Source organism: Actinophytocola sp. (genome assembly GCF_035634895.1).
Lineage (GTDB): Bacteria > Actinomycetota > Actinomycetes > Mycobacteriales > Pseudonocardiaceae > Actinophytocola.
The window spans coordinates 19,023-44,306 of record NZ_DASQCC010000053.1; the positions used below are offsets into that span (position 1 = coordinate 19,023).

General features: G+C 71.7%; 25 protein-coding genes. 4 read left to right on the forward strand and 21 right to left on the reverse strand.

Features of this window, described 5'->3' with window-relative positions; genetic code table 11:
- Positions 1 to 17: 17 nt before the first annotated feature.
- Positions 18 to 1,070: an RNA polymerase subunit sigma-70 gene (locus VET29_RS07590; protein WP_414636456.1), complete on the forward strand. Its 1,053-nt coding sequence runs from the start codon at positions 18 to 20 to the stop codon at positions 1,068 to 1,070.
- Here VET29_RS07590 and VET29_RS07595 read toward each other — a convergent pair.
- From VET29_RS07595 to VET29_RS07635, 9 genes are read right to left on the reverse strand one after another with little or no spacing between them, the layout of a single operon-like run.
- Positions 997 to 2,526, reverse strand: a complete 1,530-nt coding sequence (locus VET29_RS07595) for an amino acid adenylation domain-containing protein (RefSeq protein WP_324916556.1) — start codon at positions 2,524 to 2,526, stop codon at positions 997 to 999. The two genes, VET29_RS07590 and VET29_RS07595, sit on opposite strands and share 74 nt — an antisense overlap.
- A 5-nt stretch (positions 2,527 to 2,531) precedes the next feature.
- Entirely contained in the window at positions 2,532 to 3,386 is an 855-nt protein-coding gene (locus VET29_RS07600; protein WP_324916561.1) for a hypothetical protein, read from the reverse strand.
- Complete coding sequence (locus VET29_RS07605; RefSeq protein WP_324916564.1) at positions 3,383 to 4,468, reverse strand: acyl-CoA dehydrogenase family protein; 1,086 nt, start codon at positions 4,466 to 4,468, stop codon at positions 3,383 to 3,385. The genes VET29_RS07600 and VET29_RS07605 overlap by 4 nt, the downstream gene beginning before the upstream one ends.
- A 40-nt stretch (positions 4,469 to 4,508) precedes the next feature.
- Positions 4,509 to 5,660, reverse strand: coding sequence for an acyl-CoA dehydrogenase family protein (locus VET29_RS07610; protein WP_324916569.1), 1,152 nt, complete (start codon positions 5,658 to 5,660; stop codon positions 4,509 to 4,511).
- Positions 5,657 to 5,902, reverse strand: a complete 246-nt coding sequence (locus VET29_RS07615) for an acyl carrier protein (RefSeq protein ID WP_324916572.1) — start codon at positions 5,900 to 5,902, stop codon at positions 5,657 to 5,659. The genes VET29_RS07610 and VET29_RS07615 overlap by 4 nt, the downstream gene beginning before the upstream one ends.
- Positions 5,903 to 5,905: 3 nt before the next feature.
- Positions 5,906 to 7,132: a type III PLP-dependent enzyme gene (locus VET29_RS07620; RefSeq protein WP_324916575.1), complete on the reverse strand. Its 1,227-nt coding sequence runs from the start codon at positions 7,130 to 7,132 to the stop codon at positions 5,906 to 5,908.
- Positions 7,125 to 8,633 (reverse strand): class I adenylate-forming enzyme family protein, encoded by a 1,509-nt coding sequence (locus tag VET29_RS07625; RefSeq protein WP_324916578.1) that lies wholly within the window; start codon positions 8,631 to 8,633, stop codon positions 7,125 to 7,127. The genes VET29_RS07620 and VET29_RS07625 overlap by 8 nt, the downstream gene beginning before the upstream one ends.
- Positions 8,630 to 9,760: an acyl carrier protein gene (locus tag VET29_RS07630; protein WP_324916581.1), complete on the reverse strand. Its 1,131-nt coding sequence runs from the start codon at positions 9,758 to 9,760 to the stop codon at positions 8,630 to 8,632. Before VET29_RS07630 ends, VET29_RS07625 begins: the two co-directional genes overlap by 4 nt.
- Complete coding sequence (locus tag VET29_RS07635) at positions 9,757 to 10,764, reverse strand: methyltransferase (protein WP_324916584.1); 1,008 nt, start codon at positions 10,762 to 10,764, stop codon at positions 9,757 to 9,759. The genes VET29_RS07630 and VET29_RS07635 overlap by 4 nt, the downstream gene beginning before the upstream one ends.
- Positions 10,765 to 10,914: 150 nt before the next feature.
- On the opposite strand from VET29_RS07635, the gene VET29_RS07640 reads away from it, so the two are divergent.
- From VET29_RS07640 to VET29_RS07650, 3 genes are all read left to right on the forward strand, one after another.
- Positions 10,915 to 11,694 carry an SAM-dependent methyltransferase gene (locus VET29_RS07640; RefSeq protein ID WP_324916587.1) on the forward strand — a complete coding sequence of 260 codons (780 nt, stop codon included), beginning with the start codon at positions 10,915 to 10,917 and terminating at the stop codon, positions 11,692 to 11,694.
- Between the two features lie 100 nt (positions 11,695 to 11,794).
- Positions 11,795 to 12,127: a TcmI family type II polyketide cyclase gene (locus VET29_RS07645; protein ID WP_324916590.1), complete on the forward strand. Its 333-nt coding sequence runs from the start codon at positions 11,795 to 11,797 to the stop codon at positions 12,125 to 12,127.
- The gene (locus VET29_RS07650; protein ID WP_324916593.1) at positions 12,127 to 13,101 is read left to right on the forward strand and encodes an acyltransferase domain-containing protein; all 975 of its coding nucleotides are present in this window, start codon (positions 12,127 to 12,129) and stop codon (positions 13,099 to 13,101) included. The genes VET29_RS07645 and VET29_RS07650 overlap by 1 nt, the downstream gene beginning before the upstream one ends.
- A gap of 67 nt (positions 13,102 to 13,168) precedes the next feature.
- Here VET29_RS07650 and VET29_RS07655 read toward each other — a convergent pair whose 3' ends face one another.
- The 12 genes from VET29_RS07655 to VET29_RS07710 form a co-directional block, all read right to left on the reverse strand.
- The gene (locus VET29_RS07655) at positions 13,169 to 14,038 is read right to left on the reverse strand and encodes an LLM class flavin-dependent oxidoreductase (protein WP_324916598.1); all 870 of its coding nucleotides are present in this window, start codon (positions 14,036 to 14,038) and stop codon (positions 13,169 to 13,171) included.
- Positions 14,039 to 14,048: 10 nt separating this feature from the next.
- A complete protein-coding gene (locus VET29_RS07660; RefSeq protein ID WP_324916601.1) occupies positions 14,049 to 14,630 on the reverse strand; it encodes an NAD(P)H-dependent oxidoreductase in 582 nt (193 codons plus the stop codon).
- A 41-nt stretch (positions 14,631 to 14,671) separates the two neighbouring features.
- Positions 14,672 to 15,436, reverse strand: coding sequence for an SDR family oxidoreductase (locus tag VET29_RS07665; RefSeq protein WP_324916605.1), 765 nt, complete (start codon positions 15,434 to 15,436; stop codon positions 14,672 to 14,674).
- Positions 15,420 to 16,853, reverse strand: coding sequence for an FAD-dependent monooxygenase (locus VET29_RS07670; RefSeq protein WP_324916608.1), 1,434 nt, complete (start codon positions 16,851 to 16,853; stop codon positions 15,420 to 15,422). The genes VET29_RS07665 and VET29_RS07670 overlap by 17 nt, the downstream gene beginning before the upstream one ends.
- Positions 16,853 to 17,797: an aromatase/cyclase gene (locus VET29_RS07675; protein ID WP_324916610.1), complete on the reverse strand. Its 945-nt coding sequence runs from the start codon at positions 17,795 to 17,797 to the stop codon at positions 16,853 to 16,855. The genes VET29_RS07670 and VET29_RS07675 overlap by 1 nt, the downstream gene beginning before the upstream one ends.
- Before the next feature lie 19 nt (positions 17,798 to 17,816).
- Positions 17,817 to 18,596, reverse strand: coding sequence for an SDR family NAD(P)-dependent oxidoreductase (locus VET29_RS07680; RefSeq protein ID WP_324916613.1), 780 nt, complete (start codon positions 18,594 to 18,596; stop codon positions 17,817 to 17,819).
- A 20-nt stretch (positions 18,597 to 18,616) separates the two neighbouring features.
- On the reverse strand, positions 18,617 to 18,880 hold the full coding sequence (locus tag VET29_RS07685; RefSeq protein ID WP_324916617.1) for an acyl carrier protein: 264 nt from the start codon (positions 18,878 to 18,880) through the stop codon (positions 18,617 to 18,619).
- Entirely contained in the window at positions 18,825 to 20,117 is a 1,293-nt protein-coding gene (locus VET29_RS07690; RefSeq protein ID WP_324916620.1) for a ketosynthase chain-length factor, read from the reverse strand. Before VET29_RS07690 ends, VET29_RS07685 begins: the two co-directional genes overlap by 56 nt.
- Complete coding sequence (locus tag VET29_RS07695; RefSeq protein ID WP_324916623.1) at positions 20,111 to 21,271, reverse strand: cytochrome P450; 1,161 nt, start codon at positions 21,269 to 21,271, stop codon at positions 20,111 to 20,113. Before VET29_RS07695 ends, VET29_RS07690 begins: the two co-directional genes overlap by 7 nt.
- Positions 21,268 to 22,542, reverse strand: coding sequence for a beta-ketoacyl-[acyl-carrier-protein] synthase family protein (locus tag VET29_RS07700; protein ID WP_324916627.1), 1,275 nt, complete (start codon positions 22,540 to 22,542; stop codon positions 21,268 to 21,270). Before VET29_RS07700 ends, VET29_RS07695 begins: the two co-directional genes overlap by 4 nt.
- A complete protein-coding gene (locus VET29_RS07705; RefSeq protein WP_324916630.1) occupies positions 22,542 to 24,011 on the reverse strand; it encodes an FAD-dependent monooxygenase in 1,470 nt (489 codons plus the stop codon). Before VET29_RS07705 ends, VET29_RS07700 begins: the two co-directional genes overlap by 1 nt.
- A gap of 190 nt (positions 24,012 to 24,201) precedes the next feature.
- The gene (locus VET29_RS07710) at positions 24,202 to 24,984 is read right to left on the reverse strand and encodes a response regulator transcription factor (RefSeq protein ID WP_324916633.1); all 783 of its coding nucleotides are present in this window, start codon (positions 24,982 to 24,984) and stop codon (positions 24,202 to 24,204) included.
- Positions 24,985 to 25,284 lie beyond the last annotated feature (300 nt).

Here is a 25,284-nt window from a genome sequence, read left to right on the forward strand (position 1 = left end):
GTGGCAGGATGCGGCCGGTGGACGGACAGGTGTCGGCACGGGCGCGGGGCGGCGACGAGCACGCGTTCGCCCAGCTCGTGGCGCCGTACCGGCGGGAACTGCACCTGCACTGCTACCGGATGCTCGGCTCGCTGACCGACGCCGAGGACGTGCTGCAGGAGACGCTGCTGGCGGCGTGGCGCGGGCTGGCCGGGTTCGAGGGCCGCTCGTCGGTGCGGGCCTGGCTCTACCGGATCGCGACCAACCGCTGCCTGAACGCCATCCGTGCCGGCAACCGCCGGCCGGTGACGGACCCGGTGCCGCCGTTCCCGCTGCCCGAACCCTCGCGGCGGGCGGAGATCACCTGGTTGCGGCCGTATCCGGACAGCCTGCTGGCCGGCATCGCCGACACCTCGCCCGGGCCGGCGGCGCGCTACGAGGCGACGGAGGCGATCGGGCTGGCGTTCGTGGCCGCACTCCAGCGGATGCCGCCCCGGCAGGCCGCGGCGCTGGTGCTGCGCGACGTGCTCGGCTTCGCGACCGACGAGGTGGCCGGCATGCTGGACACGACCGGGACGGCGGTCAAGGGTGCGCTGCAGCGGGCACGCACCGCCCTCGCCGCGCAGACCCGGCCACGCCCCGACCGGGACACGGAACGCGAGTTGGGCCGTCGCTTCGCGGCGGCGTTCGTGGCCGCCGACATCGACGGTCTCGTTGAGCTACTGACCGATGACGCGTGGCTGTCGATGCCGCCGGCGCCGCACGAGTACCACGGCGTGGCGGCGGTCAGGACGTTCCTGGAGACCGCGTTCGAGAACCGGGGCGACCATGTGATGCACCTCGTGCCGACGAGTGTGAACGGTCAGGTCGCGTACGCGTCCTACCTCGGCGACCCGGATGCGGAGACGGCCGGGCCGGCCGGCCTGTTCGTGCTCGCCATGGCCGGCGACCGCGTCCACGCCGTGACCCGCTTCCACCTGGACCCGACCGACCCTCGCTTCGACCTCCCCGCCCGGCTCACGACCCGGGGCCGAAAGCCGACCCGAGCGCCCCGCGGTCGATCTTTCCGTTCTGGTTCAACGGAAATGTAGCGAACGCGGTCAGCGTGCGCGGCACCATGTAGCCGGGCAGGCGAGCGCTCAGCGCGGTGAGCAGCGCGTCCTCGTCCTCCTGGTCGCCGGTGTAGGCCGCGGCCAGTTCCACCTCGCCGTTCGCCGTGGTGAGGGCCAGCACGACCGCGTCCGTGACCCCCGGTTGCTCGCGCAGCACCGCCTCGATCTCGCCGAGCTCGACCCGGTAACCGTGCAGCTTCACCTGGTGGTCGAGTCTCCCCAGGTGCACGAGCTCGCCCTCGTGGCGGCCCACCCGGTCCCCGGTGCGGTACCAGTGCTCGTCCGTCAGCGGGGTCGAGCCGTCGTACGGGCTCGCCCGCTCGCCGTCGAACGTGACGAAGCGGTCCCGGTCGTCCGCGGCGTCCAGGTAGCCCGGGAAGCGCTGCGGGCCCCGCAGGCACAGTTCACCTTCGCCGGCCGGCCGTCCTTGCTCGTCCAGGACGAGATGCTCCAGTCCGGAGTAGACGGTGCCGATCGGGACCGTGCCGTTGGCCGGGCGGGCCCAGTCCCCCGGCCGCGGCGGCAGCCGGTGTTCCACGCACGTCACCGTAATCTCCGTCGGGCCGTAGATGTTCTCCAGCACGCTCGCCGGCGCGGCCGCCTGCCACGCCTCCGCCTGCCGCAGCGTCAGCGGCTCGCCGCAGAACAGGCTCCACCGCAACCCCGGCATGCTCGCCGGCCGCAGACCACGCATGCGCATCGCCAGCGAGACCGCCGACGGCACCGAGTTCCAGTGCGTCACCCCGCGTGTGTCGACGAACCGGGCCGGGGAGATCAGGTCGCCGCGCGTCGGCACCACCAGGGTCGCGCCCGACCCCCAGGCGGTGAACATGTCGTACACGGACGGGTCGAAGGTCAGGTCGAAGAACTGTGAGAACCGCGCGCCGGGACCCGCCTCGTAGCGGGGGATCACGTGCGCCAGGTAGGCGAGCACGTTGCGGTGCTCGATGCGCACGCCCTTCGGCGCCCCCGTCGACCCCGACGTGAACAGGATGTACGCGATGTCCCGCGGGTGCGCGGCACGGTCCGGCGGGTCGGCCGCCGGCAGTGCGCGTACCTCCGCCTCGGACAGGCCCATCACCGGCACCGGGAGAGCCACGCCCGTGTCGGCCAGGACGACGTCCAGTCCGGCCAGCCGGGCGATCGTCGCGTTCCGCGCCACGGGGAACGCCGGGTTCAGCGGCACCACCGTCGCTCCCAGTCGCTGGACGGCCAGGTATCCCGCGTACGCCAGCACATTCCGCGCCGCGAGCAGGCCGACCCGGGACGGCACCCCGCCCGCACGCCGGACCAGCGCACCCGCCAGCCGCTCCGCGAGGTCGGCCAGCTCGCCGTAGGTCAGCTCCGCCGTGCCGATCTCGAGCGCGACCCGGTCCGGGCCCGCCGCCACGGACGCCGCGAACACGTCGTACATCGTGTCCATGTCCGTGTCCATGTCCATCACCTCCTCGACAGCGCGGTCAGGTCCTCGGTCGCCGCGATCACCCGGTCGAACGCCGTCGTCACCAGGTCCGGGCGTGGCCGCCCCCGGCGCGCCGACTCGACGGCGAACCGAAGCGACCGCGGCAGCTTCGTCCACGCCTCCACCAGTGGCCGGGCCTCCCCCACCAGACCGAGACGGAACTGCTGGTGCACCGCCGCCGCCCACAGGTCGTCAACGTGCTCGGCGAGGGCGGTCTTACTGGCGAGCAGCCGGGAGGCGATCCGGCGCAGGGCCGGCACGCCGTCCAGCCACTCCACCGCGGGCAGGGGCTCGGCGGAAACCCTTGCCAGCCAACGATAGTGTGCCGCCGGGGGAAGTGATATCCGCTCACCGAGCGCATGGGCGTCCCGGTTAGTCACCGCGGCCGGGGCGGCGGGCATCGGGGTCATCGCCCGCCGCAGCTCCGCATCGGTCAGCCGGCCCTCGTGCGGCCGCTGCCGGCCGTGCATGGTCAGCGCGCCGAACCGGTCCACCACGTGCCACCGCTCGCCGTCCCCGCCCAGCACGAGAATCCAGTGTGGACCGTGGGCGTCCGGCGGGTAGGGCGACCACGGCACGTACGCCGTGTCGGTCACCACCAGCGCGCGACCCGCGGCCAGCAGCTCGGCCCGGGTGTCCGCCCAGGACTCCGCGCTTCGGTAGCCGAGGGTGCCCCCGTCGATCCGCGCGTGGTGGGAGAACGCCAGCGCGCCACCGGGCTCGTCGGCCCGCACCGCCAGCCGGATCGCCTCCGCCAGGCGCGGCCGCACCTCGGGGTCCTCATAGGACAGGTACTCGACGAGGTTCGCCGTGTAGCAACTGAGCGCGGTCATGATCGCGACGTCGTGCCGAGGTCGGCCAGCCACGCCAGCGCGTCGTCCGCCACCGCGGACAGCACGACCTCCGTCACGCCCCCGCCGATGCCGAAGACCGCCGCCTGCGCACGCAGCGCCTGGGCGCCGCCGGACCCGAACCCGTCCGCCCCCTGCAGCTGCGCGCACTCGGCCAGCACGCGGTCCACCGTGCGCCCCACCGCCGCCTTCAGCAGCGCCGCCGCGCCGCTGTCCCGCCCTCGCGTGATCCGGTCGCCGAACTCCCGCGTCAGGGCGTCCAGCTGCCGCACGTCGACCACGCACCCGGCGAACCGCTGGCGAACCCCGTCCAGGTCCCACAGCACCCCGTCGCCGTGCGGCCGTTCGGCGAGCCGCCGTCGCGTCGCCGCCAGTGTCCGGCGGCACAGCGCCACCGCCCACAGCGCACCAGCGAGCCGCTCGGTCCCGATGTGCCGTGCGAAGCTCGGCAACCCGCGCCCCCGCCGGCCGACGACGTGCCGGCCGGCCAGCCGCACCCGGTCGAACCGCACGTGGCCGACGCCGGCGCCGGCGAACAGTGACGTGTCCGCGGGGGTCACCGTCACCCCGGGCGCCGCGGCCGGCACCAGCACCCACGTGAAGTTGGTGAAGTGCCGGCCCGGGCGGTGCCGCGCGAGCACCAGGAACTCGTCGGCCGCGGTCGCGTTCGTGATCCAGCGTTTGACGCCGGTCACCTCGATCTCCGCTTCGTCGAGCCGCACCTCGGTCGCCAGCGCCGTCAGGTCGGACCCGGTGCCGCCGTCCGTCGCCGCCAGCGCGGTCACCGCCTCTCCCCCGACCCCGCGGGCCAGCGCCCACGCCGCGGGGCCGGCGCCGCTCGCCAGGACCGGCAGGACCGTCGCCAGCTGTACGCACACCGACAGCGTCGTGCCGACCGGGAAACGCTCGTCGACCGCCGCGAGGAGCCTGCCGAGCCGGGTCGCGTCCACGCCCGCCGGCACCGCGCCGTCCCGGTACACCTGCTCGATCAACCCGGCACGGCCGAGCGCGCGCCAGACCTCCCGGCCCGACGCGCCGGCGGGCAGCTCGTCCAGCTCATGCAATCCGTGGAGTCCGTGCGGTCCGGGGGCCCGCGCCGTCACGCTAGACAAAGCGGACCTCCGGGTCGAGCAGCGCCAGCCGGCCGTCTGCCAGGTTCAGGCGGTCGTTGCTGTAGTTCAGGCTCGCGGAGCGCAGGTCCCGCAGCGCCAGCTCCAGCCGGGTCGGCGAGTCCTTCAGGTAGCCGTGGCGCAGCCCGACCGCCTCCACGAGGTCGTTCACCGCCGCGTGGCACTGCTCGGCGGCCGTGATCTTCAGGGCGTTGAGCAGGAGCTGGTGGTTCGGCAGCGACAGGTCCGGCGCGTCGCGGACCGTGTCGGCGGTCCTGCGGAGCAGGGCGTGCACCGTGTCCAGGCGCTGCCGCGACCGGGACAGCCTCGTCAGCAGCAGCTCGGAGCCGACGTCGAACCGCCTGCGCTCGTCCGGCCCGCGCAGCAGCCGGAGCACCCGGGACAACGCGCCGGCGGCCGTCCCCAGCCACGCGGCCGACCAGCCGAGGTGTGCCATGGGCGCGAAGACGGTCGTCGAGATCTCCTTGAAGTCCTTCCCGACCACCTGGTGCGCGGGCACGCTGCCGATCAGCTTCAGCGGAATGCTGTGGCTGGCCCGCATCCCCATCGGCTGCCAGTCCCCGGAGCCGCTGACGTCGAGCTGGTCGCGGTGCGCGTACACCAGCGACACCTGGTTGGGCGAGTCGGCGTCCTGGCTGCGCATGGTGATCAGGAACCCGTCCGCGTGCTGGCCGCCGGTCACGATCGGCGCGAAGCGGTCGATGCCGAGCCGGGTGCCGTCGCCGTGCAGTGCCGACTCCGCGCTGAGCAGGTGGCCGCCCTTGCCCGCCTCGGTGGTGACCGAGGCCAGGTACTCCCGGCCCTCCCCGACCCGCCCGAGCAGGGCCGAGCGCAGGGGTTCGGCCGCGTACCGCACGACGGCCTCGACCTGCTGGCAGTGCATCGTGAAGATCATCGCGACGGACATGTCGGCGCGGCCGAGCCGGATGCCGAGGTCGATGACGTCCGAGACCGTGCCGCCGAGGCCGCCGTACTCGGCCGGCACCAGCAGGCCGAGCAGCCTGGTGCGGCGGAGCTCCGCCAGCGACTCGACCGGGAACGCCGCGTCCCGGTCGGTGTGCGCGGCGTGCTCCTCGGCGACGTGGGCGACCTGGTCGGCCTTCTCGGCGAGGTCGAGTGCGGTCATGCGCGTGCCCCCGGCAGCTGTGCCGCGATGGCGTCCCACAGGCTCCCGGCCGTCGCGAACGTCGCGTCGTTCAGCTCGTCGTCCGGCAGCGAGATCCCGTAGGTGTCCTCGATGGCGAACAGCAGCTCGATGGACTGCATGGAGTCAAGGCCCAGCTCGCGCAGGTTCGACTCGGGCGTGATCTCCTTGTCGTCGCTGAACTTCAGGAACGGCGCCAGCAGTGCGGTGAAACGGGCATCCATGTGTCATTCCTTTGCGGTGAGCCGGGCGAGTTGCAGTCGTGACTGGTGGGGCGGCGCGTCCGGGTCGTCGCCGTCGACGACCACCTCGACCGGGAGCGGATGCCCGAGGAACGCGACGAGGCTGGCGTAGAGCCCGTAGGCGCCGACGTTCGGCACGGCCAGCACGTCGCCGGGCCGCACGTGCGGCAGCCGGGCCGACCGTGCCCAGAGGTCCAGCGGAGTACACAGTGGACCGGTCACCATCGCGTCCAGCGCGTCCAGCGCATCGTCGCGTTCGGACACCAGGTGCGGCACCAGTGGCGGCAGCCGGCGCAGGCCGGACATCCCGCCGAGGTGGTTGATCCCCGAGTCCAGCACCACCACCTCCTTCCCGTGTGAGCGCTTGACGTCGAGCACGGTGGTCAGCAGCGTCCCGGCGGTGCCGACGAGGTACCGGCCGGACTCGAAGACGATCTCCGGCGTGCCCGTGCGCCAGCCCGGGACCTCCTCGTCGAACATCCGCGCCAGCTCGGCCGCGAGCCCGGTCAGCTCGAATGCCTTGCCCGCCTTGGCGAAGGGGGCGCCGAAGCCGCCACCGAGGTCGAGGACGCCGATGTCGGCGCCGTGGCGGCCCAGCACCTCGGTCAGCCGTGCCGCGGTACGCGACGAGCGGCGGAACTGTGCGGTGAGCGCCTCGACGGTGTCGAGGTTCGTGCCCATGTACAGGTGCAGGCCGGTCACCGCGACGTGGTCGCGGCCGGCGAACCGTGCCGGCTGTTCGAGGACCCAGGAGGAGTCCGCGCCGAACTGGGACGCGACCCCGGTCATCGTCAGTCCCTGGCCCGGGGCCGGCTGGTCGTCGTTGATCCGCAGCAGGCACCGGACGGTGACGCCCTCGGCCGCGGCCGCGGCGTCGAGCTGGTCGAGGCCGGTGACGGAGTCCGAGGAGAACTCCCGCACCCCGAGCCGAAGCGCCCGCGCGAGGTCGGCCGCGCGCTTGCCCGGACCCGTGTAGAGCACCTCCGCCGCCGGCCATCCCGCGGCCAGTGCGGCGTCCAGCTCACCGGGCGAGCACACCTCGGCCCGCGTGCCGAGCGCCCGCAGCTCGGACAGCAGCACGGGATGCGGGTTGGCCTTGAGGGAGTAGTACAGGCCCGTGCGTTCGGGCAGCGCCGCACGCAGGTTCGCGTGGTTGGCACGGACCTCGGCGAGGTCGTACACGTAGGCGGGCGTCTCCACCGGCTCATCCACCGTCGGCCTCCACGAGCATCGCGGCCACCGCCGTGCGGTCGACCTTCCCGTTGCCGGTCAACGGAAGCCGGTCGACGACCAGGCAGCGGCCCGGGATCTTGAACTCCTCGATCTCCTGCCGCATACCGGCCAGGATCCGGTCGGGTGGGTCGTCGCTGACGGCCACCAGCACGGCCGGGCGGTCCGGCGCGGGTGGCAGCACGACGGCCGAGCTCACGGCGGGCAGCCGGCGCGCGGCGGCCTCCACCTCGGTGGCGCTCACCCGGAACCCGCGCTCCTTGTACAGGTCGTCGCGGCGGCCGATGAAGTAGAGGTAGCCGTCCTCGTCCAGCCACCCGTGGTCGCCGGTGCGGAGCTCCGGGAAGAGCCCGTCCCGCTGGACGAACCGGCGCGCGGTCAGCACGGGCTGGCGCCAGTACCCGGACATCACGTTCGGCCCCCGGACGGTGATCTCGCCGGTCTCGCCGGGGCCGAGGCGGCAGCCGGACTCGTCGACGGCGAACACCTCGGTCCCGGGCAGCGCCAGCCCCGAGGTGCCCGGCCGCGCCAGGTCGGCGTCCGGCGGCGCGATCGTGGCACGCTTGCACTCGGTGAGGCCGAACATCAGCTGCACCCGCAGTCCGGGGATCGCCGCCCGCAGCTCGGACAGGACGGGCGCCGGCATCGCGGCGCCGGTGTTGGTCAGCAGGCGCAGCCCGGTCACCGCCCCCGGCCGCCGCCGCAGCAGCCGCCCCAGCGCCTCGGCGACGGCGGGCACGGCGGGCAGGACCGTCGCCTTCGTACTGTCGAGACTGGACAGCAGGCCGGGGCCGACCTCGGCCGGGCGGCCGAGCCAGACGTGTGCACCGGAGACCGCGCCGAGGAACAGCTGGTACATGCCGTAGTCGAACGACATCGGCAGCGGGCAGTACACGACGTCGGAGTCGCGGTAACGCAGCACTGACTGGATCGCGTGCACCGCGAAGACGACCTGCTGGTGCGTGCTGACCACGGCCTTGGGCATGGACGTCGTGCCCGAGGTGTAGATCAACAACACCGGGTCGACGGTCAGCGGACCGGACGGGACCCCGGCGTCTTCGGCGTCTCCGGCGTCCCCGGGGTCTCCAGAGGCCAGTGCGCACTCGGTGAGCTCGGCCGTCGTCGCCACCGGGATGTGCCGTGCGCGAGCGGGTTCGGCGAGGTCGTCGGTGACCACCAGTGCCGGCACGCAGTCGTCCAGCACGTGCTCCAGCGCGCGCTCGTTCGTCTGCTCGTGCAGCAGCGACACGACCGCGCCGAGCCGCGACGCCCCGTAGAGCAGTGCCGGCGCGAGGACGCTCGACGGCGCCACCGCCACCACCCGCTCACCGCGGCGCACGCCCGCGTCGTGCAGCCACCGGGCGACCCGCCTGCTGGCCGCCGCGAGCCGCGCGTGCGTGAGCGTCGTGCCCGCGCCGGTGACCGCCGGCCGGTCGGGCCAGTCCCGCGCGGCGGCGTCGATCAGGTCGTGCAGCAGTGTCACTGGTTTCCCCTTCGCCCGGCGATCCGGCAGAGGTGGTCGACGCTGCGGAGGTTCTCGGGCACGAGGTCGGCCGGGTCGAGCTCGACGCCCAGCTCGCTCTCCAGCCGCTCGATGATCTCCACCAGCCGGAACGAGCTGAACCGGGGCAGCGCGGCGAACTCGGTGCCGTCGAGGAGCTGGGTGTCCGGCACGCCGAGCACCGCGCTCACCACCGACGCGACCGCCCGGCGCAGTGGCTCGTCGCCGCTCGCGCCGATGTGGACGGTCTCCGGCTTCGGACCGGCCGCCACGAGCCCGCCGAAGACCTTCTTGTCGGCCTCGACGACGTCGCCGAGGCGCCGCACCACGCTCGCCGGCTCGCCCCGCCCCCGGGAGACGCGGCGGAAGGCCAGGTAGGTCTGCTCGACGAGCGCGTCCCACTGGTCCAGGTGCGCGCGCTGCTCGGCGTCCAGCGGGAACCCGTCGTGCTCGCGGAACCTGGCGTGCAGCTTGCGGGACCTGGCCAACAGCCAGGTCTCCAGGGTCAGCCGGTCCAGTGCCCGCAGCCGGTCCGGGCAGGACTCGTAGGCGGAGAGGTAGCCGTCGAAGCAGGTGTCCTCGACGGACACCACCGGGCGCGGCAGGCCCGTGCCGGCCCGGTCGAAGTGGATCACCTCGGCCTTCTTCACGGCCAGCTGGTCACGGGAGAGCTTCCAGCGGCCCGGCGTGGCGGTGCCCCACGGCGTCTCGTTGGCGTAGGCGTCGATGACCGTGAAGTCCGCGCCGAGCAGGAAGCTGTGCTCCATGTGCCGCTGGCCGAAGTAGGGGACCCAGGGCAGCTCGTACGCGTCGGCGATCACGTAGACGAAGTCGCCGCCCCGGACCTCCTCCACCAGCTCGGCGCCGGTGACCGTGGCGCGGTCCCGGACCACCAGGCCGAGCAGGTCCTCCGCCGCCGCGACGTGTTCGGCGAGGCTCGGTTCAACGGTGGGCAGCCCACCGGGCTCGATGCGCCAGCGGAAGCGGAGTGTCGCGCCGAGGTTGAGGTGCGCGCCGGCGGCATGGTGGTGGTCGGCGAGCACCGCGAGGTTCGCCTGCACGCAGTCCAGCAGCCGGGCGTGCACGGAGCCGACCGAGGGTGTGGTCATGGGGTCCCCTCGATGAGGTGCTCGTCCAGGCCGGCCACGCGGACCGCCGGGGCCGGCGCGAAGCCCGCGGCGGTCAGCAGCGCGTGGAACTCGGCCTCGGTGCGTTCCCGGCCACCGAAGTTGACGAGCATGTTGATGTCCATGAGGTAGGCGTCCGGCGGGCCCGCCGGGTCGACACGTGCGGGCAGCACGGACTCGACGAGCAGCACCCGGCCGCCGGTGCGGTGGCAGTTGGCGAGGATCCGGGTCGCCCGCTCGTCGTCCCAGTCGTGCAGGATGTTCTTGAGCAGGTAGAGGTCACCGCCCTCGGGCACCGCGGCGAAGAAGTCGCCGGCGTGGACCTCGCAGCGGTCCGCCACCCCGGCCGCGCGCAGGGTGTCCCTCGCCTCCGCGACACCCTCGGGGCTGTCGTGGACGATGCCGCGCAGGGCGGGTTCGGCGTCGAGGATCGCCGCCAGGAGGGTCCCGTTGCCGCCGCCGACGTCGACCACGGTGCGGTACCGGGAGAAGTCGTGGTGCTTGGCGATCGCGTCGGCGGTGTCCTGGGTGCCCTCCCCCATGGACGCGTTGAACAGCGCGGAGAGTCCTGGGTCGCGGGTCAGGTGGGTGAAGAAGTCGGTGCCGTACGACCGGTCGAACGCCGGCCGTCCACTCCGGACGCTGTAGTCGAGGTCGCGCCAGCCGTCGACGACCGTCTCGTCGGTGCTCACCCGGGCGACCGCGTAGGTCGGGCTCTTGGTCTGTAACAACGCGCCCGCCGGGGTCAGGCGGTAGCGGCCGGGTTCGACCTCGTCGGTCAGCCCGATGCTGGACAGCGCGCGCAGGAGGCGGTTCAGCGACGGCTCGTCGGTGGCGGTCGCCGCGGCCAGCGCGGCGCTGGTCGCCGGTCCGCCCGCCAGCTGGTCGGGCAGCCCGAGCCGCATCGCGGCGACGACCAGTCCCGTGGTCGTGTACCCCCACAGCAGGCGCATCAACACCGCCGCCGGATCACCGTTTTCGGACATCGTTCCCCTTTCACCGGAATACAACAATGCGCACCGCCGTGAAAGATTTCAACACGCCCACACGTCAGAGCTCTTCAAGAAATCTGTCAAGCGACCGTAAATCGTGGTAGCCGTGGACAAACGGCGAACCCGCTCGGTAGAAATACCAGCATGAATACCTCCCTCGACACCGATATTCCGCATTCCGCGCGGGTCTACGACTACATGCTCGGCGGCACGGACAACTACCCGGCCGACCGCCAGGTGGGCGACGAGCTGATCGCCGCGATGCCGTTCGTCCGGGACGTCGTCCGCGCCAACCGGGCCTTCCTCCAGCGCGCGGTGCGGTTCGCCGCCGAGGCCGGCGTGGACCAGTTCCTCGACCTGGGGGCGGGACTGCCCACCTCGCCGAGCACCCACGAGGTGGCGCGGACGGTCGTGCCGGACGCCCGGGTGGCCTACCTGGACGTCGACCCGATCCTGCTCGACCACGCCAGGACCCTGCTGCCGGCGGGCACCGCCGCGATCCAGGCCGACGTCCGCGATCCCGGCCGCACGCTCGGCCTGCCCGAGCTGCGGGAGCTGCTCGACTTCGACAGGCCGATGGCGTTGATGCTCATCGGCCTGATGCACCTGTTCGGGGACGAGCACGACCCGTACGGCATGGTCGCGCAGTACGTCGAGCGGCTGGCGCCCGGCAGCTACGTGCTGTTCTCCCAGTTCACCGCGGACTTCACGCCCGAGACCGCCGGACAGCTGGAGCGCATCTCCGCGGACGCGGGCGAGCCGGTCGCCATGCGCGACGCCGAGCAGGTCGCACGGTTCGCCGCGGGGCTCGAGCTCGTCGAGCCCGGGGTGGTGCAGATGCCGCACTGGCGCCCGGACGGGCCCGTGCCGGCCGGTTCGGAAAACGTCTTCCTGTACGCGTGGGTCGCCCGCAAACCGGTTTGACAGAACAATGCGGAAGCTCTGACGAACACGCATTGACTATTTTCCGGCGAGTCGAGAAGCTCGATTCGAAGTCGCCAACGAAAAGCAAGGAGCTCTCCCCATGTACACCACGCTGATCGTGGGCCGAATGGACCCGTCCACCACCGGCGAGGTCGCCGGCCATTTCAAGGCCTTCGACGAGACCGAGATGCCCCACCTCATGGGCACCCGGCGCCGCGAGCTGTTCGTCTACAACGACCTGTACTTCCACCTGCAGCAGTTCGACGACGACCACAACGCGGAGGAGGCCATCCAGAAGGCCATGCCGCACCCGCTGTTCATCGACGTCAGCGCGAAGCTCAACAAGCTGATCGACCCGTACGACCCGAAGACGTGGCGCAAGCCGATCGACGCCCTCGCCACGAGCTTCTACCACTGGCGCCCATCGGCCTGATGGCCAGTCGACGGATCGCGGTGCTGCTCGCCGGCCAGGGCGCGCAGCACCGCGGGATGGGCGTGGAACTGTACGGCGCCGACGCCGGCTTCACGGCGGCCATGGACGAGTTCTTCACTCTCATGGGAACCGAGGGCGGCCGGCTGCGTGCGGACTGGCTGGCCGACGAGCCCGTGGTGCCACTGGACGACGCGTCGCGGGCGCAGCCGCTGCTGTTCGCGCTCGGTCACGCGCTGGGCCGAGCCCTTGCCGCGCACGGCATCCACGCGTCGGTCCTGCTCGGGCACAGCGTCGGCGAGCTGGCGGCCGCCGCGCTGGCCGGGGTCTTCGACCCGCGCGCGGCCGCGCAGATCATGTTGGCCCGCCAGGCGGCGATGGCGACCGCGCCGCCTGGCGGGATGCTCGCCGTCGCCGCGACCGCGGCCGAGCTGGAGCCGTGGTTCGACGCCGGCGCCCGGTCGGACGGGATGGGGGTCGGTGCGATCAACGCGCCACGCCAGACCGTGCTGGCCGGCCCGGAGCCGCGCCTGACGATCATGACGAAGGCGTTGCTGGACAACGGAATCAAGAGCCGGCGGGTGGGCTCGCGGCAGCCGTTCCACTGCCCCGCGGTCGCCGACGCGGCGACGCTGTTCGAGTCCGGGTTCGTCGGGATCAGCCTCGCTCCGCCCGAGATCCCGATCTGGTCGACGCGGACGGCGCGGCCGGTGCAGCCCGGCGAGGCGGTGACCGCGCGGTTCTGGGCGCGGCAGCTGGCCGAGCGGGTGCTGTTCTGGCCCGCTCTGGACGGGCTGCTCGCCAGCGGGGAGTTCACGTTGGTCGAGGCCGGACCGGGCAGGGGCCTGTCCATGCTGGCCCGGCGGCACCCCGCGGTCCGCAGTGGACGAAGTGAGGTCGTGCCGCTGCTGCCGACGGGTGCGGCCGGGACACTGGACGGGTGGCACGCCGCACTGGAACGGCTCACGGCCGGCTGAACAACGGGAAAGGCGCGTCCGGGACATCGACGTCCTGGACGCGCCTTTTCCGTTGTCCTGGCCCGGTTCAGGTGAGCGCCGCGCGGGCGGCGGGGACGACCTCCGCGGCGAACCGCTCGACCTGGCGGTCGAAGTCGGACTCCGGCCAGAAGACGAAGCCGTTCATGCCGTGTCTGCCGACGAGCACGGCGAGCTGGTCGACCCACTGCGCGGCCGATCCCCGGAACGGGCGCGGCGACTCGGGACCGACGAGCCCGGTGATGTTGTAGACCTTGCGGATCGACCCCGGGACGCGGCCGGCCCGTTCGGCCGCGGCGTCGACGCGTGCGGACGCCGCCGGCAGGTCGTCCAGTCCCAGGTGCAGCAGCGACGGCTGCCAGCCATCCGCCTTGGCGCCCAGCAGGTCGAGCATGCGCGGACCGTTCGCGCCCAGCCAGATGGCCAGCTCGCCGCCGGGTCGTGGACCGGGCTCGACGTCCCGCACGCGGTAGAACTCGCCGCCGGCACGCACCGACCGCGCGTCGCTCCACAGTGCGCGGATCACGTCGATCGCCTCGTCCAGCGCGCGGATCCGGTCCAGGCCGGCGCGGCGTGGGCCGCCCATCGCGACGATCTGGTCCCAGAACGCCCCCGCGCCGAGCCCGAGCCGGAGCCGGCCGCCGGTGAGCACGTCGAGGCTCGCGGCCGACTTCGCCAGTACGGCGGGCGGGCGCAGCGGGAGGTTGGCGACGGTCGGCACGAACGTGACGCGGTTGGTGCGGGCGGCGAGGTAGGTGAGCAGGGTCCAGGTGTCGTAGAAGCCCGGGCGGTACGGGTGGTCCTGGATGGTGACGAGGTCGAGTCCGGCACGCTCGATCCGTTCGGCGGCACGCAGCGGCGCGGTGGGGTCGGCGTGCGAGGGGTCGACGTTGGCGCCGAAGAGCACCGGGAGGGTCATCGGCTCGTCCTTATGCGCTGTAGGGGTGTCTGGCGCGTGCGTCGCGCAGGGCGACGGCCCACCAGACGAGCTGGTCGAGCATCTTCTCGGCGGCGGCGTCGCAGCCCTGTGGGTCCCTGGGCCGGCCGTGCTCGTCGAAGGTGTCGTCACCGTGGAAGCTGATGGTGTCGCGAATGGACACGGCGTGCAGCTCGCAGAAGACCTGGCGGAGCTGTTCGACGGCACGCAGACCGCCGGACCTGCCGCCGTAGCACACGAAACCGACCGGCTTGGCCCGCCATTCGGCGAGATGCCAGTCGATGGTGTTCTTCAGCAGTGCGGGGAAGCTGTGGTTGTACTCGGGCGTCACGACGACGAACGCGTCGGCCGCGGCCAGGCGCGGGCTGATGGCGGCGAGTGCCTCGGCCACCGCTTCAGAGCGCGCGGGTCTGGTCAGGGGTAAGGGTTTCTCGGCGGCGAGGTCGATGACGTCGAGGCTGACATCCGTGCGCTGCTTGGCCTCACCGGCGAACCAGTTGGCCAGTACCGGCGCGAAGTGACTGCCCTGGACCCCGCCGATGATCACGGCCAGGCGAACGGGTTCTTCCAGCATGATCATCCTTTCGCGGGGGCCACGGCGTGCATGGGCGCGGTTCAGCCGAGCAGCGAGCCGCCGCTCGCGTCCAGTACCGCGCCGGTGATCCAGCGGGCGTCGTCCGTGGCCAGGAACGCCACCACGTCCGCGACGTCGGCCGGCTGCCCGACTCGCTTCAGCGCCGACATGTTCGCGATGTGCGCCACGATGTCCGGGTCGGCGAAGATCGGGGTGGTGCCGTTGTCCGTCACGCCGGGCACCACGCTGTTGATCGTGATGCCGCGCGGCCCCAGGTGCCGGGCGAAGTGGAACGTCAGCTGTTCGACCGCGCCCTTGCTCATCCCGTACACGACCTCCTGCGGGTTGCCGAACCGCGTGATCCCGGACGAGATGTTGATGACCCGCCCACCGTCCGGCAGCAGCCCGAGCGCCCGCTGGAGCACGAAGAACTGCGCCTTCGCGTTCACCGCGATGACCTCGTCGAAGACCTCGGGCGTCACCTCCTCCGGCGCCTGCACCGACTTGATCCCCGCGTTGTTGACCAGGATGTTCAGCTCCGCCGAGCCCGTCCGCTCCTTGAGCCCGCGCTCCAGGCCGTCGAACAGCCGGTCCACGTCGCCGGGCTCGCCGAACATCGACCGGACGGCGAACGCCCGGCCGCCCTCGGCCTCGATGCCCCGGACGACCTCCTCGGCGGCGTCGGCGTTCACCGCGTAGTGCACCGCGACGAGCGCGCCCTCCCGCGCCAGCCGCTCGGCCGTCGCGCGGCCGATGCCGCGGCTCGAACCGGTGACGAGCGCCGTCCGGTCAGCCAGCTTGCCCATGTCGTCCTCCCGTTGTGTGCAGCGTCGTCGCGCCGAACCACCGGTCCAGCGCGGTCTCCAGCTCCGCCCGCGTGCCGTCCACCCAGGCGACGTAACCGTCCGGACGCACCAGTGCCGCGCCGAAACCCGGGTCGGTGTCCGCGGCCACCACTCGCACCCGGTCCGCCACGTCGCCGCGGCGACCCGTGAAGTCGACCAGCACGCCCTTTCCGTCGCGTAGCGCCGAGAAGGCCGCCCGGTGGTAGGGCAGGCGGGCGCCGAGCAGCGGATGGTCGCCCGTGCCGACGTCGTACCGGACGTCCAGGCCGCTGATCATCCCGGCCACCCGCGCCCTGGCCTGCTCGTCGGCCAGCAGCTCGGCGAGGACCGCACGCAGCGGGTCCACGCCGTGCTCACCGAGCAGCAGCGAGGCCTGCGCGGTGATGTTGGCGAGCACCCGAGCGCCGACCGAGTGCCGCTCGGTGTGGTAACTGTCCACGAGCGACACACCGCGGAGCGTGGCGGCCAGCTTCCAGCCCAGGTTCGCCGCGTCCTGCAGGCCGAGGTTCAGTGCCTGCCCGCCGGAGGGCATCTGCTGGTGCGCGGCGTCCCCAGCCAGCAGCACCCGGCCCCGCCGGTACCGGTCGACCTGCCGCTGGCGGTCGCCGAACGCGTTGATCCACACCGGCGTGCCGCCACCGATGTCCTCGCCGGTGATCCGGGCCCATGCCCCGACCAGCTCGGCGAACGCCGGCGGCGCGGAGCGCGGCCGGGTGGTGCTGCCGAACTCGTGCACCATCACCCGGGTGAGGCCGTCGGGGTAGCGGTAGGCGGTGGCGAGCCCGTGCGCATGCCGTTCGAACCGCCGGTCGGGGATCTCGATCCCGGTGACGTCCGCCCGGATCAGCTCCCGGGTCACGCCCGCGTCGGGAAAGGCGAACCCGGCCAGCCGACGCACCGTGCTCTCCTCGCCGTCGCAGCCGACGAGGTACCGCGCGCGCAGCCGGCGCACACCGTCCACCGTGGACACCTCGACGGCGACGCCGTCCGCGTCCTCGGTGAGCCCGACCAGCTCGTGCCCGCGGCGGACGTCGGCGCCGAGGCCGGTGGCCCATCGCCAGAGCAGCTTCTCGGTCTCCGTCTGCGGGATCTTCCACTGGCCCGGATACTTCGAGTCGAGCGTGAGGTCGAGCGGGATTCCGCCGAAGTGACCGTGCGGCAGGTTCGGCAGGCGCAGGCCGTCCAGCAGACCGCGCTGGTCGAAGAACTCCATCGTGCGGGCGTGCAGTGCGGATGCCCGCGACTCGGTGGTCGGCTCGGTCAGCCTCTCCAGCACGGTCACCCGCACGCCGCCCAGCCGCAGCTCCCCGGCCAGCAGCAGGCCGACCGGACCCGCGCCGACCACGAGCACCTCGGTGTCGGAATCCCGCGTCGCCATCAGCTCTGCCGCTCCGCGTACTCCTTGGCGTGGTTGAGGGTCGCGCGGCTGTTGTTGCCGAGCGCGTTGCGCACGAACTCCTTGGCCTGGTCGACGTCCGCGTTCGGGCCGAGGACCCTGGCGACGTTCAGGGTGTTGATGATCACCGTGTGCTCGGCGATCGCGGTGACCCCGTTCTCGTGCTCGCGCAGCTCCCAGTACCCGGTGTGCAGCGACATCAGCGCCGGCAGCGTGGTCTGCTTGTAGACGATCCGCTGGTGCGGGAAGCAGACCCGGACCGACTTCGTCGTGTGCGTCGAGCCGTCCTTGGTCTTCGTGTCCATCTCCAGGATCTGCAACCCGGGAGTGTCCTCCTGCATCGAGACCCGGGAGACGTGCGGCAGCCGCTCGGTCCACCGGTCGGCCTCGTAGATGAACTGGTAGACGTCCTTGGCCGAGCCGGCCACCTCGACCGAGTCGGTGAACGACATCAGCAGGTCCGCCGTCACGATGGCGGTCTCGACGTTCTCCTTCAGCGCGCCGAGCTCCTTGCGGCTGTTGGTGTCCACCGCCTTGTCGATCCACGCCAGGCTCGCCGGGTCGTCGTCGATGGCCCGGTAGTCGTGCAGCAGTCGCACCCGGCTCTCCTTGTCGGACAGCGGTTCGATCACCCAGCCGCCACCCATCGAGGCCACCGGCGGCGGCGACACCTCCTGGCGGAAGTCGATGCGTCGTGCCTTCGGGTTGAGCCAGCGCCGCGAGGTCCAGTTCTTCGCCTCGTCGTTCGCCGTGGCCCAGATGCGGATCCGCTCCTCGTCCGCCGAGCGCTCGACGTGGTCGACGTAAACGGTCGGCGGGAACAGCCGGGGCCAGTTCTCGACCTCGGCCAGGAAACGGTAGATGGTGTCCGCGTCGGCGCGCACGGTGATCTCGTGCTCCACCTCGCGGGTTACCTGCTGCACCATGGCTTTCTCCTTTCCGGGATCAGAAGTTGCCCAGCCCGCCGCAGACGTTGAGTGCCTGCGAGGTGATCGACGCGGCCGTGTCGGACACCAGGTAGCCGACCAGTCCCGCGACCTCCTCCGGCGTGGAGTACCGGCCCAGCGGGATCTTCGCCTGGAACTTCTCCAGGATCGCGTCCTCCGTGGTCTCGTAGGCCGCGGCGTAGCGCTGGCGGGTCGCCTGCGCCATCGGCGTCTCGACATAGCCGGGGCAGACCGCGTTCACGGTGATCCCGGTGGGCGCCAGCTCGTTGCCGAGCGCCTTGGTGAGGCCGACCACCGCGTGCTTGGACGCCGAGTACGGCACGCCGAGCACGACGCCCTGCTTTCCCGCGGTGGAGGCGATGTTCACGATCCGGCCACGGTTCTTCCGCCGCATGCCGCCGGCGTTGAGCACCTCCTTGGTCATCAGGAACACGCTCGTCACGTTCGTGGCGATGACGTCGTGCCACAGCTCGTCCGGGACGTCCGCGGTGACGCCGCCTCCGGTGCGCCCGGCGTTGTTGACCAGCACGTCGACCGGTCCGTAGCGGTCGACGGCCGCCTGGACGAACGCGCGCACGTCGTCGGGCGAACGGACGTCGCAGCTGGTCCCGTCGACGTCGAAACCCTCTGCCTGCAGGGACTTGACGGTCTCGGTGACCTTGTCGGCGGTGCGTGCGCAGATGAAGACCCGGTGTCCCTGCTCGGCCAGGACACGGGTGGTCGACAGGCCGATCCCGCTCGTGGCACCGGTGACGAGGGCGACGAGTTGCTTAGCCATTCTCACTCCCTAAACGGTTGTCAGGCCAGGTCGGCGCTGAGCAGCTGGGAATTGACGATCTCGAGCAGTGCCCGCGGCGTGCGTGCCTCGTTCAGCGCGTCGTCGCCGAGGACGATGCCGTAGTCACGTTCGATCCGGCCGCTGGCCTCCAGCAGGGCGAGGGACTCGTAGCCGAGGTCGGCGAACTCGACGTCGAGGATCTGGCCGTCGAGGTCGACGCCCTCCTCCTCACCGGCGCACTCGCGCAGGATCGTCGTCAGTTCCTGGATGGTGATCTCCTTCATTCATCTCTCCTGTTTCTCCGCACGCCGCCCGGACGACCAGCGCCGAGTTGAACCCGCCGTAGCCGCGGGCCAGCACGAGCGCCGAGCGCGGCGGCTCGGGCCGCGGCCGGCCGACGACCACGTCGAGCGCGTAGTCGGGGTCGGGTGAGGTGTTGACGGTGGGCGGGATGAGTCCGTCCGTGATGGACAGGAGCGCGGCGGCGACGTCCAGCGGCGCCGCGCCGGAGTACAGCCGGCCGGTCATCGTCTTCGGCGCGGTGACGGGCACCCCGCGCGGACCGAACACGGCCGTGATCGCGTCGGCCTCGACGCGGTCCAGCCCGGGTTCGCCCGCGGCGTCCGCGAACACCACGTCGATGTCCGCGGCCGCCAGGTCCGCGTCGGCGAGCGCCAGCTCGATCGTGCGGCGCAGCGCCGGTTCCCGGCCGCTGCCCGGCTTCGGGTCGAACGTCGAGGCGTAGCCCGCGATCTCCCCGTAGACCCGCGCGCCGCGCTCGGCGGCGGTCTCGGCGTCCTCCAGGATGAGCAGCGCACCGCCCTCCCCGGGCACGTACCCGCGGGCGTCCGCGTCGAACGGCAGGTACGCCCTTGCCGGGTCGTCGGCCGTGCTGACCCGTCCACTCGCGAGCTGGGAGATCCAGCCGTACGAACAGATCGAGGCGTCGACGGCGCCGGTGACCGCGACCGAGGTGCCCTTCCTGATCTGCCGGCGGGCCTGCGCGATGGCGTCCAGCCCGCCGGCGTGGTCGCTGACGAGCGCCGCGCTCGGCCCCTGCATCCCGTTGCGGATCGAGATCTGCCCGGTGTTCACCGCGTAGAACCATGCGAACGACTGGTAGGCGCTGACGTACTTGCTTCCCTTGCGCCACAACGCACGCAGCTCGTTCTGGCCGAACTCGAAACCGCCCGAGGAGCTGGCGGTGACCACGCCCATGTCGAACCCGGACAGCTCGTCGGGCCGGACACCGGCGTCGGCCAGCGCCCAGTCCGCGGCCACGAGGGACAGTTGCGTCATGTGGTCGGTCTGCGGCAGCAGCCTGCTGGGCAGGTGGTCCTTCGCGGTGAAGCCCGGCACCTCGCCGGCCAGGCGGGCCGGGTAGCTCGACGGGTCGAACCGGGTGACCCGGCCGATGCCGCTCCGCCCGGCGAGCGTCGCCGCCCAGTAGTCCCGGGTGCCGAGACCGTTGGGCGCCACCACCCCGAGGCCGGTGACCACCGCCTTCCGGTCGGTCACCACGTCACGGGGAGCTCGGACGGACCGCGGAACCGGCGCTGCGTGTGCCAGCGGATCGTGTCGGGCTCGACCGCGAACCGCAGGCCGGGGAACCTCGTCACCAGGCCGGTCATCACGACCTCCAGCTCGACCCGCGCCAGCGCCGCGCCGAGGCAGAAGTGCAGCCCGTGCCCGAACGCGAGGTGCGGGTTCTCCCTGCGCCGCAGGTCCATGTCCTGTGGACACTCGAAGATCTCCGGGTCCCGGTTGGCGAGCGCGTCGGAGACGATGACGAGGCTGCCGGCCGGGATGGTCACCTCGCCGACCGCGACGTCCTTCGTCGCCACCCGGAAGCCCGGCGTGAGCACCGACGGGTGCAGGCGCATCAGCTCCTCCGACGCCGCCGGCACGCCGGCCGGGTTCGCGCACAGCGCCGCGTACTCGTCCGGGACCTCCAGCAGCGCGAAGAGGCTCTTGGTGATCTGGTTGGCCGTGGTCTCGTAGCCGGCGGGCAGCAGCAGGACGCTGAGGTTGATCAGCTCCTCCTCGGACAGCCGCTCCTCGGCGCGGGCCGAGACCAGCTCGCTGATCAGGTCGTCCTTGGGGGACCTGCGCTTCTCGGCGATGATCTCGGTCAGGTACGCCCGCAGCTCGTTGACCGCCCTGAGCTTCGTCTCCGGTGTGTCGACGGTCGACGCGAGGATGTAGGACCGCTCCTGGAACCACTCCCGGTCGTCGTAGGACACCCCGAGCAGCTGGCACACGACCGTGATCGGCAGCGGCAGGCACAGCTTCTCGACCAGGTCGGCCGGCGGTCCCTGCGCCGCGAGGTCGGTCAGCAGCCCGTCGAGGATCTGCTGCACGCCGGGCCGCATGGCCTCCACCCGCCGACGCGAGAACGCCTTGGCCACCAGCCCGCGGATCCGGGAGTGCTGCGGCGGGTCCATGTCCAGCAGCATGTCGCCGGTGCTCGACGCGCCGGGGCCCGTGTAGTTGGTGCCCTGGGTCCGGAACACCTCCTGGCGGCTGAACAGCGGGTCGGACAGCACCTGGAGCGCCTCGTTGTGGCGGCTCACCAGGTAGGCCGTCCCCCCGGAGGGGATGGTCACCAGGGTCGCCGGGCAGACGTCCTGGATGTCCGCCGCGGGCGGTGGCGTGTGTGGTGTCGTGGTGGTCATGGGTTCTCCCCTTCCGCGGTGAGCACCATGGCGCTCTGGAAGCCGCCGAACCCGCTGGCGACGGTGAGCACCGTGTCGGTGCGCCACTCGCGGGCGGTCAGCGGCACGTAGTCGAGATCGCACTCGGGATCCCGGGTGTGCAGGTTCGCCGTCGGCGGGACGACGTCGTTGGCGATGGCGAGCACCGACGCGGCGACCTCGATGGCGCCGATCGCGCCGAGCGAGTGGCCGATCATCGACTTGATCGAGCTGACCGGCACGCGGTAGGCGTCCTCGCCGAGGCTGCGCTTGAACGCGGCCGTCTCGTGCCGGTCGTTCTGCTTGGTGCCCGAGCCGTGCGCGTTGACGTAGTCGATGTCCGCCGGGTTCACCCGCGCCTCGGCCATCGCGATGCGGATCGCCTCGGCCATCTCCCGGCCGTCCGCGCGCAGGCCGGTCATGTGGTAGGCGTTGCAGCGTCCCGCGAAGCCGGCGATCGTGGCGTACACGTGCGCGCCGCGCCGCCGCGCGTGCCCGAGCTCCTCCAGGACGAACATGGCCGCGCCCTCGCCGAGCACGAACCCGTTGCGGGTCGCGTCGAACGGCCGGGAGGCGTGCGACGGGTCGTCGTTGCGTGGCGAGGTCGCCTTGATCGCGTCGAAGCACGCGAGCGTGATCGGCGTGATGGGGGCGTCGGTGCCCCCGGCGACCACCACGTCGGCCGAGCCCTCCCGGATCAGCTCGGCGCCGTAGCCCACCGCGTCCACCCCGGACGTGCAGCCGCACGACACCAGCGTCGCGTGGCCCTCGGCGCCGACGCTCCAGGCCACCTCGGCGACGATCGAGCTCGGCACGAAGAAGTCGTAGAGGTGCTTGGACGCGTAGAACCCGTCGAGCAGTTCGAGTTTGCCGTCGTCGCTGGCCGCCCGGTACTCCTCCTCCAGCTTCATCGAGGCGCCGATCGCGCTGCCGATGGTGACGGCGACCCTGGTCGGGTCCACCTCGGACATCTCGATGCCGCTGTTGTCCACCGCCTCCCTGGCGGTGGCCACGGCGAACTGGGCGGCGCGGTCCATCCGCCGCAGCTCCTGCGGGCCGAGGCCGTGCGACTCCGGGTCGAAGTCGACCTCGGCCGCGATCCGCGAGCGGAACTGCGCCGCGTCGAAGAAGGTGACCGTCCTGGTCGCGGTCCGGCCGTCGCTCAGCAGCGACCAGAAGTCCTTGACGCCCACCCCGCCCGGCGCGACGACCCCGATCCCGGTGATGGCCACCTGGCGCCCGGTGCTGTGCATCAGCCACTCCTTCGCGCGGCGGGACCGAACCAGCGCTCGATCGCGACCGGCAGGTCGTCGTGGCTCTCCGGGGTCCAGGCGACGTGACCGTCCGGTCGGATGAGCACCGCCGCGGTGCCGGCGATCGGGCCGGAGGCGTGCGGGGTGGCGGTGACCACGTCGACGCGGTCCGCCCAGGGCCGCGCGGCGCGACGCAGCCCGGCGTCGTCGGCGCAGTCCAGCAGCACGCCCCTGGCCGGGCGCAGCAGTTCGGTGGTGCTGGTCTTGCCGTCGCCCGAGATCAGCTCCTGGTGCGGCATCCGGTCGCCGAGCAGCGGGTGGTCGCCGCCGCCGACGTCGTACCGGATCCCGAGGCCGGAGACCATCCTGGCCAGGTGCTCGTGCACGTCCCGGTAGCCGACCAGCTCGGTCAGCACCTGGCGCAGCGGCGCCATCTCCTCACCGCGCAGGAAGATCAGGCCCTGCGCCCGGGTGTTCATCAGCAGCCGCTGCCCCACCGGGTGCCGCTCGCCGTGGTAGGTGTCCAGCAGCGAGTCGGGCGTGCTCCCCCGTGCGACCGAGGCGAGCTTCCAGCCCAGGTTCACCGCGTCCTGGATGCTGGTGTTCATGCCCTGGCCGCCGGCCGGCAGGTGGATGTGCGCCGAGTCGCCGACGAGCATGACGCGCCCGCGGCGGTACTCGGTGACCTGCCGGGTGGCCTCGGTGAAGGCGCCGATCCACACCGGCGTGGCATGCGAGATGTCCTCGCCGGTGAGGCGCTGCCAGGCGGCGACCACCTCGGCGAAGGCGGGTGGTTCGGTGCGCTTCTTCGGCGGGTTGTCGCGCTCGCAGATGGTGATGCGGAAGACGCCGTCGCCGAGTGGGCCGCCCATGACCATGCCGCCGGGCACCTTCTCGCCGATCTCACGTGGCCGGATGTCCGCGCCGCGCAGGTCGACCTGGAACATCTCCATGGTGCCGTCGGTGCCGACGAACTCGAAGCCCGCGGCCTTGCGCACCCCGCTGCGGCCGCCGTCGCAACCCACGACGTAGTCCGAGTGTGCCTTGTAGACGCCGTCCGGACCCGAGACCTCGACCTCGACACCGTCGTCGTCCTGGGAGAGCCCGATGACCTCGTGCCCGCGCCGGATCTCGGCACCGAGCGCGACCGCCCACTCCTCCAGCACCTGCTCGGTCTGCGACTGCGGCACGGTCCGGTTGGCCAGGTGCGTGCCGCCCAGCACGGAGAAGTCCAGCGGCACCCCGCCGAAGTGCCCGAGGGCGCTCGACTCCGGGTTGCCGAAGCGTGGCATCAGCCCGCGCTGGTCGAAGACCTCCATCGTGCGAATGAACAGTCCCAGCCCGCGGGATTCGCCGGAACGCTCGGCAAGGCTTTCGAGAACAAGCACCTCTGCCCCGCCGAGCCGCAACTCGGCCGCGAGCATCAGGCCCGCCGGCCCGGCGCCCACGACGATTACTGGAGCGTCCACGCCATCTCCCTCACAATTTGAATCGCCATTATTTCGCGACCGACCCGCGGTCAAGAACAACGAATGGTTTTGTTTACCGGCCGAAGTGTTTCGCCGGCGCTGATATTCAGCTTCATCGTTCCGGCGGTCACCGTCAAGGCGATTGCCGGCAAGAATGTGTCAAGAGATCCGCAAGCGGAACGTAAATTCCTCAGCCGCCACTGTCGAACCGGAACCCGACGCCACGCACGGTGCGGATCCAGCCGGTCTCGCCGAGCTTGCCACGCAGCGAGCTGACATGGGTGTCGATGGTGCGGCTGGCCTGCGTGCTCGCCGCGTGTGAGGACTGGTCCCCCCAGACCTCGGCCATCAGCCGCCTGCGGGTGACCACCGTGTCGGAGTTCGTCGCCAGGTAGTGCAGCAGGTCGAACTCCTTGCGCGTCAGCTCCACGGTCCTGCCCCGGACACGCACCTGCCGGTACGCCGTGTCGATGGTCAGCGAGCCGATGGACACCGTCTGCCGGTCGGTCCTGAGCGTCCCGTTGTCGTGCGATCCGTTGTGTGACACGGAGTTGTCGGCCGAGTAGTCCGCGAGCCCGCGCAGCCGGGAGCGCCGCATGACCGCGTCGATGCGCGCGAGCAGCTCCCGGAACTCATACGGTTTGTCCAGGCAGTCGTCCGCCCCCGACTGCAGTCCGAGCACCCGGTCGAGCATCCCGGTCGTGAAGGCGATGATCGGGATGTCGCTCGCGTGGCGTATCCGCTGACACACCTCCAGGCCGTCGATGTCCGGCAGCTCCAGGTCGAGCAGGACCAGCTCGGCATCGGCGTGCGACTCGATGGCCGTGGCGCCGTCGGTCGCGGTGAACGCGCCGTGCCCGTAGCGGGCCAGGCCCCGCGCGAGCGTCTCGGCGTCGGTTGGTTGATCCGCGACGATGAGGATCCGTAGTGGTTGCGCGATCGTGAAACTGGCTAAACCGACTTCAACTGCCAACTGCCACGCCCTCCCACATCTTTTCTTGAATGTTGAACGATATTCACGGTGACCGCAAACGCGGATTTTCACTCGATCCACCGCGAGACCGTGAACTGGTCACCTGAACCGCACTGTAGCCAACCTGCGAGAACTTCACTAGGGGAATACGTTTTGTCCGCTTTACACCGCTTTTCGTCAGAACCTCAAAGACCCGTCAACAACAACGCAACACAAATACAAGGGGATTGTCGCGCCCACTTAATTACGCCAGGGTCACCATGAGTCCCGCCCAGTTCGACTGGGCATTTCGAAATCCCC